Below are 13,539 nucleotides of genomic sequence, written 5' to 3'. Positions count from 1 at the left end.
CTCACAGCGGGGCGAGGTCGCCGAGATCCCCGCGCTGCCTCAGCACGGTGTAGGCCAGCACGGCCTGGGCGAGCGGACCCTGCCGGACCCTGCCGTCGAGCACCGCCTCCAGGAGGTCGGACACCGGCGCACGGAAGCGCACCATCTCCGCCTCCTCGTGACGCATCTCGAAGTCCCCCCGCGGGGCGTGGGTCAGGCCGCGGGCCAGGAAGATCTCGTGCACCTCGTCGCTGATCCCGGCACTCGGGTAGGTACTCAGCAGCAGCCGCCAGTCGGACGCCTCGAGCTCGACCTCCTCGCGCAGCTCGCGCTTCGCGGTCTCGACCGGTGGCTCGTCGCCGGCGTCCCGCAGCCCGGCCGGGAGCTCGACGAACTCGTGCCCGCTGGTGTGGCGGTACTGGCGCAGCAGCACCGCGCGCTCGTCCTCGTCGACCGCCAGCACGATCACGGCGCCGGGGTGCTCGAGGCTGATCCGGCTGAACTCCTCGGCATGCCCGGGCCGCGTGATCGTGTCCTCGCGCAGCGCCACGACCCAGTCGTCGCGGTGCAGGTCGCGGGTGGCCACGACCGGCCAGGACATCGGACGGTCGGCCAGCGGCTCGGGCTCGGGCATGGCCCAGACGCTAGCGCGACGGGCCGAGGTGAGTAGGTTCGGATCCATGACGCTGTCGACCCTCACCTCGTCCGAAGCCGCCGCGCGCTCCGCACTCCTGGAGGTGCAGCGCTACGACATCGACGTCGACATGACCGGGCTCCTCGAGGGCGAGCTCTGGACGTCCGTCAGCACGATCACGTTCACCTGCTCCGAGCCCGGTGCGACGACCTTCGTGGACGTCGCGATGGACGTCCACGCCGCGACCCTCAACGGCGAGCCGGTCGACGTCTCCGCCGCGGCCGACGGTCGCCTCCCCCTGCCCGCCCTCGCGGCCGACAACGTGCTCGTGGTCGAGGCGAGCACCGCCAACACCGCGTCGGGCGAGGGCATCCTCCGCACCGTCGATCCCACCGACAAGCTCGTCTACGTCTGGACCAGCCTCGAGCCCGACGAGGCCCGCCGGATCTGGGCCTGCTTCGACCAGCCCGACCTCAAGGCGCCGCACCGCTTCGTCGTGACCGCGCCGTCGTCGTGGGTCGTCACGTCCAACGGCGCGCCCGAGTCGGTGATCGACGCCGACCCCGACGTCGCCGCCGACGCGAAGGTCTGGACCTACCCCGACACGCCGCGCCTGTCGACGTACGTCGTCGTGGTCAACGCGGGCCCGTTCCACGAGGTGCGCCGGCAGCACGACGGCTACGACCTCGGGTTCTACTGCCGCCAGTCGCTCGTGCCGATCCTCGAGCGCGACCTCGAGGAGCTCGTCACCCTCACCCGCCAGGGGTTGGCGTTCTTCGGCGAGCGCTTCGCCTTCCCGTTCCCGCAGGCGCGCTACGACCAGGTCTTCGTCCCGAACCTCGGCGGAGCGATGGAGAACTGGGGCTGCGTGACCTACGGCGACGGCCAGCTCTTCCGCACTCCCCCGACCCACGCGCAGCGGGCCGTCCGGGGCGAGTTCATCTTCCACGAGATGGCGCACATGTGGTTCGGCGACCTCGTGACCATGCAGTGGTGGGACGACCTGTGGCTCAACGAGGCCTTCGCGTCGTGGGCCGCCAACTGGGGCATGGCCGGCGCGAGCGAGTTCACCGAGCAGTGGGCGACGTTCCTGGCCGTCTCCAAGCGGACCGCCTACGAGATGGACATGAGCCCGGCGCGCCACCCGATCCGCAGCGCCGTCCCCGACGTCTCATCGGCGATGTCGAACTTCGACGCGATCACCTACGTCAAGGGCCAGAGCGTCCTCCACCAGCTCGTCGCCTACATCGGCGAGGACGCCTTCGTGGCCGGCCTCCGCGACTACTTCAGCCGCTACGCCTACACCAACACCACCCTCGACGACCTGATGGACTGCTACTCCCGGGCCTCCGGTCGCGACCTGTCGTCGTGGACCAAGGCGTGGCTCGACGAGGCCGGCACCGACGTGGTCTCGCTGGTCGACGACGAGCTCGTCGTGGAGACCACCGACGACCAGGACCCGCGGCCCCACCGCCTCGACATCGCCGTCTTCGACGCCACCGGCGACGACCTCGTGGCCGTCGGCCGCTCGTCCCACGAGGTGACCGGGACCCGGACGCCCGTCGACCTGCCGGCAGGCGACCTGCGCCTGGTCAACGCGGGCGACCTGACCTTCGCGGCCGTCAAGCCCGACCCGACCTCGCTCCGGCTGATGCTCGAGCGGGTCCAGCAGCTCGACGCCCCGCTCGACCGCGCGCTCGTGGCGGCCACGGCCGGCCAGCTGCTCCTGCTCGGCGACGTCGCACCCCGCGACGTCTCGGCCGCCCTCACGCGCGCCCTGTCGACCGAGACCAGCGTGTCGCTCATCGAGCCGTTCCTCGGCCAGGCGCTCCAGGTCGCCGACCGGTGGGCCCCCGCGTCGGAATCGCCCGGCCTGCTCGGCGCGCTCGCCGACGCCGCCTCCGGCCTGGTCGGCCTCCCCGACGCCCGCCAGGCCGCGCTGCGCACCCTCGCCGCCTCCGCGTCCACCGACGCGCACTGGGCGGTGCTGGAGGAGGCTGCCGCGCAGGCGACCGACCTCGACCTGGCCTGGCGGATGGCCGTCCGACGCTCCGAGCTCGGCGACTACGACGCCGACCGGGTCGCCAGGCTCCTCGAGTCCGACCCCGACCCCGACGCCGGCATGCGTCGCCTGGCCGTCCTCGCCGCCCACCCGAGCGTCGAGGCCAAGGAGGAGGTCTGGCGCGCGTTCTTCGTCGACTACGCCGTCCCGGCCAGCCGCGAGACGCTCGTCCTCGGCTCGACGTTCTGGCGTCCCGGCCAGGCCGAGCTGCTCGCCCCGTTCACCCACCGCTACCTCGAGGAGCTGCACTCCCTCAAGGGCGGCCTGCTCAACCAGGGCCTCACCGTCCGGGCGATGTACCCGCTCGGTGCCGGCGACGCGTCCTTCCTCGCCGCCGCCCAGGCAGCTGCGGAGGACCCGACGCTCTTCGCCTACGCCCGCAACCAGCTCCGCGCGAACTCCTTCGTGCTCGGCCGGATCCTGCAGGCCCGCCAGCTCTGACGCTGCGCGACCCCTCGCTCAGGCCTCGGTGTCGGCCTCGTCCTTGCGACGCAGCCCCGACTCGTCGATCGGGAAGCGCTCGGAGCGCTGCCGCTCGATGGCGGCACCGACCAGCCCGGCGAACAACGGGTGCGGGCGTGTCGGACGCGAGCGCAGCTCGGGGTGCGCCTGGGTCGCGACGTAGTAGGGGTGCACCTCGGCCGGCAGCTCCACGAACTCGACCAGGCCGAGCTCGGGGTTGATGCCCGAGAACACCAGGCCGGCCTCGGCCAGCGTCTCGCGGTAGGCGTCGTTGAACTCGTAGCGGTGCCGGTGGCGCTCCTCGATCGTCTCGGCGCCGTACGCCGTCCGCACCACGCTGCCCGCGAGCAGCTCGGCCTTCTGCAGGCCGAGGCGCATCGTGCCTCCGAGGTCTCCGGCACCCTCGACGAACTTCTTCTGCTCCTCGATCGTCGAGATCACCGGCTCGACGGTGTCCGGGTCGAACTCGGTCGACCCGGCCTTGGTCAGCCCGGCGACGTTGCGGGCGTACTCGATCACCATGCACTGCAGGCCCAGGCACAGACCGAGCGTCGGGATGCCGTGCGTGCGCGTGTAGCGCAGGGCGCCGAGCTTGCCCTCGATGCCGCGGACGCCGAATCCGCCGGGCACCAGGACCGCGTCGACGTCGGAGAGCTGCTTGGCCGCACCGGCCTCGGTCTCGCACAGGTCGGAGGCGACCCAGCGGATGTTGACCTTGGCGGAGTGGGCGAAGCCACCCGCGCGCAGGGCCTCGGCGGGCGAGAGGTAGGCGTCGGGCAGGTCGATGTACTTGCCGACGAGCGCGATCGTCACCTCCTCCTCGGGGTGGTGCACGCGACGGAGCAGGTCGTCCCACGTCGTCCAGTCGACGTCGCGGAACGGCAGGTCGAGACGGCGTACGACGTAGGCGTCGAGGCCCTCGCGGTGCAGCACCTTGGGGATGTCGTAGATCGACGGGGCGTCGGCCGCGGTCACGACGGCGTCGTCGTCGACGTCGCACATGAGGGCGATCTTGCGCTTGATGCCGTCGGGCAGCTCGCGGTCGGCGCGGCACACGATCGCGTCGGGCTGGATGCCGATGGAGCGCAGCGCTGCCACCGAGTGCTGGGTCGGCTTGGTCTTCAGCTCCCCGGAGGGGCCGATGTAGGGCACCAGCGAGACGTGGATGAAGAAGCAGTTGTCGCGACCGATCTCGTGGCGCGTCTGGCGCGCGGCCTCGAGGAACGGCAGGGACTCGATGTCGCCGACCGTGCCGCCGATCTCGGTGATCACCACGTCGATGTCCGGACCACCCATCGCGAGGATGCGGTCCTTGATCTCATTGGTGATGTGCGGGATCACCTGCACGGTGTCACCGAGGTAGTCGCCGCGACGCTCCTTGGCGATCACCGTCGAGTAGACCTGACCGGTCGTCACGTTGGCGATCTGGTTGAGGTCGGTGTCGAGGAACCGCTCGTAGTGACCGATGTCGAGGTCGGTCTCCGCGCCGTCGTTGGTCACGAAGACCTCGCCGTGCTGGAACGGGTTCATCGTGCCCGGGTCCACGTTGAGATAGGGGTCCAGCTTCTGCATCGTCACGCGGAGGCCGCGCGACTTCAGCAGCTGTCCCAGGCTGGAGGCGGTGAGCCCCTTGCCGAGGGAGGAGGCGACGCCTCCAGTGACGAATACGTGCTTGGTCGGCGTCCGGCTCTTCACGGGCTTCGATCCTACCCGAGAGGGACGGGTCCGTCGGCACCCGCCGCACCGAACGAGCCGCCGGGGGTGGTCAGCGAGCGTCCCAGGGTGAAGACCGTCGCGACCTGGCCGGCCGTCGTGTCGATCCCGTCGACGCTGGCGACGCCGGCGGCCGCCGGGTCTCCGCGGAGGCGGCCGAGCTGGCCGGTCCCGTCGGCGACCGTGCCCGCCACGACCACGCCGGTGGCCTGCGCGGCGAGGCCCTCGGCGAGCCCGGCGAGGATCGCGTCCGAGCCCTCGTCGTCGGCGTCCGTGCCGAGCACCAGCAGCACCAGCGGCGCACGCTTGTCCGCCTTCTCCGGGAGCGTGAGGAGGCCCGCGCCGCTGATCGCGTCGGCGATCGCCCTGGTCTTGCCGGTGGCGCCCTCCCCGTCGGCCTCCTTCGTCGAGACCGCGAGCCCGAGCAGCTGGCCGATCCGGTCGTACGTCGACGCCTCGGGCGCCACGGCACCGTCGGCCTGCTGCGTCAGCAGCTGGCTGCCGAGCGTGTCGACGAGGGACTTCTGGCCGGGGTCCACGAGGTCGTCGCCGACGGTGTAGCGGCCGCTGATCGTGCCGCCGGCGGCCCCGATCCGGGTCGCGAGGGCGGTGACGAGCTGCTCGTCGGCCCCGGGCAGGGTGACCACCGCGACCGAGCGGTCGGCGAGCCGACCCCCGACCACCGGAGCGGCCAGGGAGTCGAGGAAGGCGTCGGTGTAGTCGGACTGCTCCTGGTCGGCCGTCGCCACCGGGGCGTCGCCCTTCGCTGCGGAAGCGACCGTGGGGCCGACGTCGGAGAGCGGTCCACCGCCCAGGACGATCCCCGCGGCGAGGGCGAGGAAGACGGCGACGATGGTGAGCAGGTGGTGGCGCAGGGTGATCACGGGAGCATTCCCTCTACGTTGTCGATCAGGTGGGACGTGGCGCTCGTGACGCGCGGGGACAGGTCGTCGACCCACTGCTGACCGACGGGGGTCACGCTGATGGCCGCTGCGACGGCCACCAGCCCGGCGACGAGGGCGCCGACCAGGTGGCGCGGCCGCACCGCACCGTCGTAGAGCCGGGGCAGCGCTGCCGCGTCGACGAGGTCGGGTCCGACCTTCAGCCGGGTGAGGAACGTGCTGGCCAGCCCCGAGCGACGGCTGTCGAGGAACTCGTCGAGGGTGGCGTGCATGCCGACGCCGACGATGAGCGAGGCCTCGCGCGCCGAGGCCAGCAGCAGGGCCGCGTCCTCGGTCGTGGCGGTGGTCTCGAACCGCAGGGGTCGGATGCCGAGGCGCTCGAACGGCTCGGTGGCGCTGCGGGGGGCACCGGGCTGGACCAGGACCACCACGTCGCGGGCCTTGCGGAGCACGGCGGCGGACGGCAGGTCGTCGCTCGCGGCGTTCACCACCACGATGTCGGGCTTGTGGCGAGCCTGGGCGAGAGCGTCGGCGCCGCGGTCCACAGCGATCAGCACGGGACGCTGCTCGCGCACGAACGGCTTGATGCCGGCCAGCTCGTCCTCCCAGCCGTGGGAGCGTACGGCGACCACCACCGGCCGACCGGCGATCTCGGTCGCCGTGCGGGGCACGCCGTGCCCGTGCAGGAGCAGGTCCTGCTCGCGACGGAGGAACTCGGTGCTGTTGTGGGTGAAGCTCTCCAGCTGGGCGGTCAGGCCGCTGCGCGCCCGGCCCATCTCGGTGCGGACGACGTCGGGGGTGAGCTCGCGCGCGGTCGCGACCAGGGTCTCGCCCGCGTGGACGACTCCCCCGTCGATCCGCAGCGCCGTGCCGTCCTTGACCCGCTCGAAGACCTCGGCACCCGCGCTGTCGACGACGAGGACTCCCGCCTCGACGAGGCGCTCGGGGCCGAGGTTGGGGAAGCGGCCGGAGATCATCGGGCTGGCGTTGACGACCGCCACGACCCCGGCGTCGATGAGTGCCTGGGCGGTGTCGCGGTCCATGTCGACGTGGTCGAGGACGACGACGTCACCCTCGCTCAGGCGACCGAGGAGGCTGGCCGTACGACGATGGACACGGGCGGGGCCGTGCACGCCCGGGAGGACGGAGGCTGGACGGGTGCGGACTGCGAACTTCATGACCGCGCCATGGTGTCAGCCGCGACCCTGCCCTTCGGGGAGGCACGCCCGCTCGGGCGCGGCGGCGTCGAGCAGCTCCCGGGCGTGCGCACGGGCGCTGTCGGAGTCCTCGACACCGGCCAGCATCCGCGACAGCTCACGCTCGCGGTCGTCCTCGCTGAGCGCGACCAGGCCCGACGTGGTGACCGACCCGTCGCTCGACTTGTGGACCACGACATGGCGATCGGCGTACGCCGCCACCTGGGGCAGGTGGGTCACCACCAGCACCTGGGAGGTGCGGGCGAGCGCCGCGAGCCGCCGGCCGACCTCGATCGCGGCCTTGCCGCCCACGCCCGCGTCGACCTCGTCGAAGACGAACGTCGGGACCGAACCGGTCTCGGCAAGGGAGACCTCGAGCGCGAGCATCACCCGGGAGAGCTCACCGCCCGACGCGCCCTTGTGCAACGGGCGCGCCTCGGCGCCGGTGTTGGCCGCCAGCAGGAACTCCACGTCGTCCACGCCGGACGACGTCGCCCGCAGCCAGCGACCGCCGACCTCGAGCTGGGGCCCGGCCGGGGTCTGCGGGGTCGGGGTGTCGTGCTGGGTGACGGCGATGGACACGATCGCGTGGGGCATCGCGAGCGAGGTGAGCTCGTCGCTCACCGCCGTGCCCAGCTTCTTCGCGGCCGCGACGCGTTGCTTGGTGAGCTTCGCCGCCAGCGAGCCCAGCTCGCCGCGGATCCGGTCGCGCCGCGCCTCGAGCTCGGCGATCTGGCCGTCGGTGTCCTCGAGGTCGAGGAGCCGCTTGGCGCCGTCCTCGGCCCAGGCCAGCACCTCGTCGATGGTCTCGCCGTACTTCCGGGTCAGCGCGGTCAGCGCCGCCCGTCGCTCGGAGACGGCCGCCAGCCGGGTCGGGTCGACCTCCAGGCTGGCGGCGTAGGACGCCACGTCACCCGCGACGTCGACCAGCAGGTGGCTGACCTCGGCGATCCGGTCGGCCAGCTCGCCGGCCGTCGCGTCGTGCTCCCGGACGCCGTGGAGGGCCTGCCGGGCCGCGCTGGTGGTCGCGAGTGCGTCGGGCGAGCCCTCCTCGCTCGAGAGTGCCTCGCGGGCGGTCTCGGCGGCCGTGCGGAGCGTGTCGGCGAACCCGAGCCGGGACTCCTCGGCAGCGAGCTCGGTGTCCTCCCCGAGCCTGGGGTCGACCTCCTCGACCTCGCCGAGCCCGAAGCGCAGCTGGTCGGCCTCGCGGGCTCGCTCGCGGGCGGAGCCGACCACCTCGGCCAGCCTCCGCTCGGTGGCGGCCAGCTCGGCCCACAGGGAGGCGTACGACGCCGCGGTCGCCGCCAGCGCCCCGCCCCCGAAGCGGTCGAGCGAGGCGCGCTGCGCCCCGGCCTTCAGGAGACGGTGCTGGTCGGACTGCCCGTGGACCGCGACGAGCGGCTCGGCCACCTCGGCGAGCGTCGTCACCGGCACCGACGCGCCGCCGACCCACGCACGCGACCGGCCCTGGGCGGTCACGTTGCGCGCGAGCACGACCTGGTCGTCCTCGACCTCGCCACCGGCGTCCTCGACCGCGCCGCGGAAGCCGTCGAGCGTGCGTGTCGCCACGACGCCCTCGACGCGCGCCTGCTTGGCGCCCGACCGGACGGCGCCCGAGTCGGCGCGTCCGCCCAGCAGCAGTCCGAGCGCCGTGACCACCATCGTCTTGCCGGCGCCCGTCTCACCCGTGATGACCGTGAGGCCGGGTCCGAGCTCGAGGGTGGAGGAGTCGATGACGCCGAGCTGGCTGATCCGCAGCTCCTCAAGCATCCGCGTCCCCTCCTTCGCGGCGACGTCGCTCGGCGGCGCCCCGCCACCCCTCGACCGGCAGGTCGAACTTGGCGACCAGCCGGTCGGTGAAGGGAGCCTGGTGCAGCCGGACCAACCGGACCGGGTGCGTCCCCCGCCGGACCTCGATCCGGGCGCCCGGCGGCAGCCCGACCGTCCGGCGACCGTCGCACCACAGCACACCGGGCTCCTCGGTGTCGCTCAGCACCTCGATCGCGAGCACCGAGCTCGGCGCCACCACCATCGGACGGGCGAAGAGCGCGTGGGCGCTCAGCGGCACCATGAGCAGCGCCTCGACCTCGGGCCACACCACCGGACCGCCGGCGCTGAAGTTGTAGGCGGTCGAGCCGGTCGGCGTCGCACACACGACACCGTCGCAGCCCCACCGGGACAGGGGTCGGCCGTCGACCTCGACGACGACCTCGAGCATCCGCTCGCGGGCCGCCTTCTCGACGCTGGCCTCGTTGAGGGCGAAGGTCGAGAAGAGGACCTCCTTGCCCAGCAGCACGCGCACGTCCAGGGTGAGCCGGTCCTCGGCGGTGTAGTTGCGCTGGACGATCGCCCTGATCGTGGACTCGATGTCGTCCTGCTCGGCCTCGGCCAGGAAGCCGACGTGGCCGAGGTTGACCCCCAGCAGCGGCGTGGTGGTCTCCCGGGTCAGCTCGGCCGCCCGCAGGATCGAGCCGTCGCCGCCGATCACCAGGACCAGCTCGCAACCCTCCCCCGGTACGTCGTCGGCCGACGTGGTCTCCACCAGCCCGTCCGACGGACCGAGCCCGAGGTCGGCCGCCTCGTCGACCAGGAGCCGTACGACGATCCCGTGCCCGGTGAGGCTCCGCACGCAGGCGCGGGCGGCCTCGCGCGCGTCGGCCCGGCCGGTGTGCGCGAGCACCAGCACGCGTCGGGCGGGGCTCAGGTCACTCACGGGTCCACCCTCTCACCCGCCACCCCCATCGAGCCTGCGCGCACGACCTCGGTGGTGATGTCGTCCGCACCGATCTGCGCCGGCCCGTGACGCAGCAGCAGGAAGAACTCGACGTTGCCCGACGGGCCGGGCAGCGGGCTCACCGTGACCGCCACGGCACCCCAGCCGCGCTCGGCCGCCAGGTCGGCAATGGTGGTCACGGCCTCGGCCCGCAGGGCGAGGTCACGCACGACGCCGCCCTTGCCCACGCGCTCCTTCCCCACCTCGAACTGCGGCTTCACCATCAGTGCCAGGGCGCCGTCCTCGCGGGTCACCGACAGGAGGGGGTCGAGCACCAGGGCCAGGGAGATGAAGGACAGGTCGCCGACGACCACGTCCACCGGGTCGCCGATGGTCTCGAGGGTGAGCTCGCGGATGTTGGTGCGGTCGTGCACCTGCACCCGCTCGTCGCTCTGCAGCGACCAGGCGAGCTGCCCGTAGCCGACGTCGACGGCCACCACCTCCCGCGCGCCGGCTCGGAGCAGCACGTCGGTGAAGCCGCCGGTCGACGCGCCCGCGTCCAGGCAGCGCGTGCCCTCGACCGACAGTCCGTGGTCCGCGAAGGCAGCCAGCGCGCCGGCGAGCTTGTGCCCACCCCGCGACACGTAGTCGACCGAGGTCGGGTCCTCCCGCACGACGATCGCGACGTCGGTCGTGACGCCGGTCGCCGGCTTCGTCGCGGGCGCGCCCGACACCGTCACCCTCCCGGCTGCCACCAGCTCGCTCGCATGCTCGCGCGAACGAGCCAGTCCCCGCCGGACGAGCTCCTGGTCGAGTCGTAGTCGTCGTGGTGGCACGGTGCGTCAGGAGCCCTGCGCGTCGAGCGCGCGGCGCAGCTGCTCGTGGGCCCGCTCGAAGACCGCGACGTGCTCGCCGACCGGCGCGTCCATCACGGACGCGACCTCGGCAAGGACGCCGTCGACCGCTTCCACCCCGGTGGGCTCGTAGTCCATCGGGGGCCGGGCGGGCTGGTCGTGCTCCTGGCCGGACACGCCGTCCTCGGGAACCTGGTCCATGGCCGCGAGCCTACTCGGCACCGAGCCGTCGGACCGGCCCGGGCGGGGTCGTGTCGGAGACGTCGGCGACGCTTCCGGAGTCGTCGAGGTGGAGCCAGCAGGCGGTCGCGGCGACGCGCCACCAGTCGGCGTCCGAGCCCGCTCCCGTGACCGCAAGCCGGCCCTCGACGACGGTCGCGACCCAGCCCCCGAGCTCCACCTTGTCCTCGCCCGTCGTCGGCACCGGGTGCGGCTCGAACAGGCCCTCCAGCGTCGGTGAGACGTAGGACGGACGCAGCTCCGGCGTGGCTGCCGCCAGGTCCTCCAGCCAGGTCACGCCGGTGAGGACGAGGAGCGACGGTACGTCGATGGCGTGCGCGCCCTCGATGTCGGTGTCGAGCCGGTCGCCGACCATGATCGGACGATCGCCTCCGACCCGCAGGACCGTCTCCTCCATCAGCGGCTTCTCCGGCTTCCCGGCCACCGTGGGGGTGACGCCGGCGAATCCGGAGATCGTCTGCACCAGGACGCCGTGCCCCGGCGCCAGGCCGTAGGGCGTGGGGATGGTCATGTCGGTGTTGCTGGCGACGTAGGGCAGCCCCTCCTTCACCAGCGTCGAGACCCGCATGATGTCGCGCCAGCGCACGTCGGGGCCGTAGCCGCTCGTGACCGCCACGGCTCCGTCGGGGTCGGAGACCGGCTCGAGGCCGGCCTCGAGGAGGGCCACCCGGAGTCCTTCGCCGCCGAGCAGCAGCACCTTCGCCCCACTGCCGTGCGCCTCGAGCAGCACCCGCGCCGCCGCCTGGGCCGAGGTCACCACGTCGGAGGCCGTCGCCTCGACCCCGACGCCCACGAGCTTCTCCGCCACCTGGGCGGGGGTGCGTGAGGCGTTGTTGGTCACGAACGCGACGTGCCGGCCCGACTCCCGGATCCTCTCGACGCGGGCCGAGACCCCGTCGATGGCGTCGCTCCCGACGTAGACGACGCCGTCCAGGTCGAACATGACCAGGTCGTGCGACTCGACGATCGGCGCAGTCGACTCCGCGAGCATGCTCCACCCCTTACTGGTCAGTGACGATCGTCCCCCTACGATGCTCCGATGGACTTCGAGACGGTGGCAGCGCCGTACGTCGCGAAGCCCCTCACGCTCGTGCCGTTCCGAGCCGTGATGCTGGCGCCGGGACGCGTCGGGGATCCTGCGTCGGCCCGAGCCCTCGCGAGACCCTATCGCGACGTCGCGGCCCGGTTGACCCGGTGGATCGACCAGCGACGCGCCACGAGCGACACCGCTCCGGCCCTTTACCTCCACGAGTACACCTCGGGCGGGATGACCATCCGCGGGCTGGTGGGCGCCCTCGACGTGTCCCGACGTGCCACGACGATGGCGGATCGCGCGGTGTGGCCGCACGAGGGGATCCACCCCGAGCAGGCCGGCGAGCTCGCCGACCGGATGCTGCAGATGGACCTCAACCCAGCACCGATCCTCCTGGTGCACCACGGCGGCGCGGCCCTGCGCGCGCTCCTCACCGAGGTCGCAGCAGCGCGACCGGAGTGGCGCTACCTCGATCGCACCGGCCAGCGCCAACGGATCTGGGCCATCCGCGACGACGAGGTCCTGGCGCAGATCGAGGTCCACCTGGCCGCGGCGCGCTGCCTCATCGCGGACGGGCACCACCGGTACGCCGCCTACCTCCGACTCCAGGAGCAGCACCCCGGCACCCCGTGGGACGCCGGACTCGCGATGCTCGTCGACCAGCTCGACACTCCGCTCTTCCTCGGTGCCATCCACCGCACCCTGACTGGTACGACGCTCGCCGACCTCACCGGGGCCGCCCGAGCCGCCGGCGCCGAGGTCGAGACGCGCACCCGTCAGCATGCGCTCAGCGCCCTGGACAGCACGCACCTCGTCCTCACCGACGGCGACGACTGGCGCACGGTCGAACCCCGGCTGCTCGAGCGGGAGGCCGCGGTCTCGTGGCTGCACGAGCAGGTCCTCCCCCGGCTCCCGCGCCCGGTGGACCGGATCGCCCACCACCACAACGTCGACGACGCACTATCCGCCACGGGACGGACGTCACCAGCCGTGCTCCTGCCGAGTCCGGACTTCGACCAGGTGCGGGCGCTCGTCGAGGCAGGTGGCCTGCTGCCGGAGAAGGCCACGTCCTTCCAGCCCAAGCCGAGCCTGGGCGTGCTCATGCGGCCGGTGAACGACGCATGAGCCGGCCGGAGGTCGCCTCGACCTCCACACGGGACCGGGTGGCTCCTCCCGCCTGGTAGAAGCGACACCGCACGGCACCCTCGACCTCGACGATGTCGCCGACGCGCCACGTCGCCACGCTGCGGCGCAGGCGCGAGGCCCATGCCGTGCACGGGACCGAGTCGACGCGTTGTGCGCTGCCTCGAGCGGCGGGCGAACCCGCTCTCGCGCTCCGCTCCACCGAGATCCGGAACGTCATCAACGTGTCGCCGCTCGGCAGCTCCACCACAGCGGGCGCGGCGCTCAACCGACCCACCAGTCGTACGTCGTTGGCGACGAGCTCTGCGTCGCCCTCTTCCCTCATGCGTGCCTTGGTCACAGTGCACCTCCTGCACCGAAGACTGGTGCGAGGCCCCGACAACCAGGACGCGTCGTCCCGTCCGCCTGTGGAGAAACGCGCTCCCCGCGCGCCTGTGGATGGTTGGTGGCCCACGATCCGACGCCAACAGCCGACGCAGCAACCCCGGAAATGCAAAAGTGGAGCCACCCAGAGGGTGACTCCACTTCCACAATGTTTGTCCGGCGGCGTCCTACTCTCCCACAACCTCTCGGTTGCAGTACCATCGGCGCTGAAAGGCTTAACTTCC

The 13,539-nt window shown here is 72.6% G+C and carries 12 protein-coding genes and 1 rRNA gene; 2 read left to right on the top strand and 11 right to left on the bottom strand.

The window, feature by feature from the left end:
• Position 1: 1 nt before the first annotated feature.
• Complete coding sequence (locus tag EUA93_RS15835) at positions 2-613, bottom strand: NUDIX domain-containing protein (RefSeq protein ID WP_129401298.1); 612 nt, start codon at positions 611-613, stop codon at positions 2-4.
• Between the two features lie 46 nt (positions 614-659).
• Here EUA93_RS15835 and pepN point away from each other — a divergent pair, with 46 nt between their 5' ends.
• Positions 660-3,116 carry an aminopeptidase N gene (pepN, locus tag EUA93_RS15830; protein WP_165355192.1) on the top strand — a complete coding sequence of 819 codons (2,457 nt, stop codon included), beginning with the start codon at positions 660-662 and terminating at the stop codon, positions 3,114-3,116.
• An 18-nt stretch (positions 3,117-3,134) separates the two neighbouring features.
• Here pepN and EUA93_RS15825 read toward each other — a convergent pair whose 3' ends face one another.
• Genes EUA93_RS15825 through EUA93_RS15790 form a run of 8 tightly spaced genes read right to left on the bottom strand, consistent with a single transcriptional unit; the run spans position 3,135 to position 11,746 of the window.
• Entirely contained in the window at positions 3,135-4,832 is a 1,698-nt protein-coding gene (locus EUA93_RS15825; RefSeq protein WP_129401296.1) for a CTP synthase, read from the bottom strand.
• A gap of 11 nt (positions 4,833-4,843) precedes the next feature.
• A complete protein-coding gene (locus EUA93_RS15820; RefSeq protein ID WP_165355191.1) occupies positions 4,844-5,734 on the bottom strand; it encodes a copper transporter in 891 nt (296 codons plus the stop codon).
• A complete protein-coding gene (steA, locus tag EUA93_RS15815) occupies positions 5,731-6,930 on the bottom strand; it encodes a putative cytokinetic ring protein SteA (RefSeq protein ID WP_129401294.1) in 1,200 nt (399 codons plus the stop codon). The genes EUA93_RS15820 and steA overlap by 4 nt, the downstream gene beginning before the upstream one ends.
• Positions 6,931-6,945: 15 nt before the next feature.
• Entirely contained in the window at positions 6,946-8,718 is a 1,773-nt protein-coding gene (gene recN / locus EUA93_RS15810) for a DNA repair protein RecN (protein ID WP_129401293.1), read from the bottom strand.
• The gene (locus tag EUA93_RS15805; RefSeq protein ID WP_207208837.1) at positions 8,711-9,652 is read right to left on the bottom strand and encodes an NAD kinase; all 942 of its coding nucleotides are present in this window, start codon (positions 9,650-9,652) and stop codon (positions 8,711-8,713) included. The genes recN and EUA93_RS15805 overlap by 8 nt, the downstream gene beginning before the upstream one ends.
• Before the next feature lie 5 nt (positions 9,653-9,657).
• Complete coding sequence (locus EUA93_RS15800; protein ID WP_129401292.1) at positions 9,658-10,497, bottom strand: TlyA family RNA methyltransferase; 840 nt, start codon at positions 10,495-10,497, stop codon at positions 9,658-9,660.
• A gap of 6 nt (positions 10,498-10,503) precedes the next feature.
• Positions 10,504-10,716 (bottom strand): hypothetical protein, encoded by a 213-nt coding sequence (locus tag EUA93_RS15795; RefSeq protein ID WP_129401291.1) that lies wholly within the window; start codon positions 10,714-10,716, stop codon positions 10,504-10,506.
• A 10-nt stretch (positions 10,717-10,726) separates the two neighbouring features.
• The gene (locus tag EUA93_RS15790) at positions 10,727-11,746 is read right to left on the bottom strand and encodes an HAD-IIA family hydrolase (protein ID WP_242497450.1); all 1,020 of its coding nucleotides are present in this window, start codon (positions 11,744-11,746) and stop codon (positions 10,727-10,729) included.
• Between the two features lie 48 nt (positions 11,747-11,794).
• Here EUA93_RS15790 and EUA93_RS15785 point away from each other — a divergent pair, with 48 nt between their 5' ends.
• Entirely contained in the window at positions 11,795-12,913 is a 1,119-nt protein-coding gene (locus EUA93_RS15785; RefSeq protein WP_129401290.1) for a DUF1015 family protein, read from the top strand.
• On the opposite strand, the gene EUA93_RS15780 is transcribed toward EUA93_RS15785, so the two are convergent.
• Both EUA93_RS15780 and rrf read right to left on the bottom strand, forming a co-directional pair.
• Positions 12,888-13,271 carry a single-stranded DNA-binding protein gene (locus tag EUA93_RS15780; RefSeq protein WP_242497449.1) on the bottom strand — a complete coding sequence of 128 codons (384 nt, stop codon included), beginning with the start codon at positions 13,269-13,271 and terminating at the stop codon, positions 12,888-12,890. The two genes, EUA93_RS15785 and EUA93_RS15780, sit on opposite strands and share 26 nt — an antisense overlap.
• A 198-nt stretch (positions 13,272-13,469) precedes the next feature.
• A 5S ribosomal RNA gene (gene rrf / locus EUA93_RS22355) occupies positions 13,470-13,539 on the bottom strand; the annotation flags it as partial.

Origin of the sequence: Nocardioides oleivorans (genome assembly GCF_004137255.1) — a bacterium.
GTDB lineage: Bacteria > Actinomycetota > Actinomycetes > Propionibacteriales > Nocardioidaceae > Nocardioides > Nocardioides oleivorans.
Note: the sequence above shows the minus strand (reverse complement) of the source record. Positions and strands in the feature narration are given on the sequence as shown.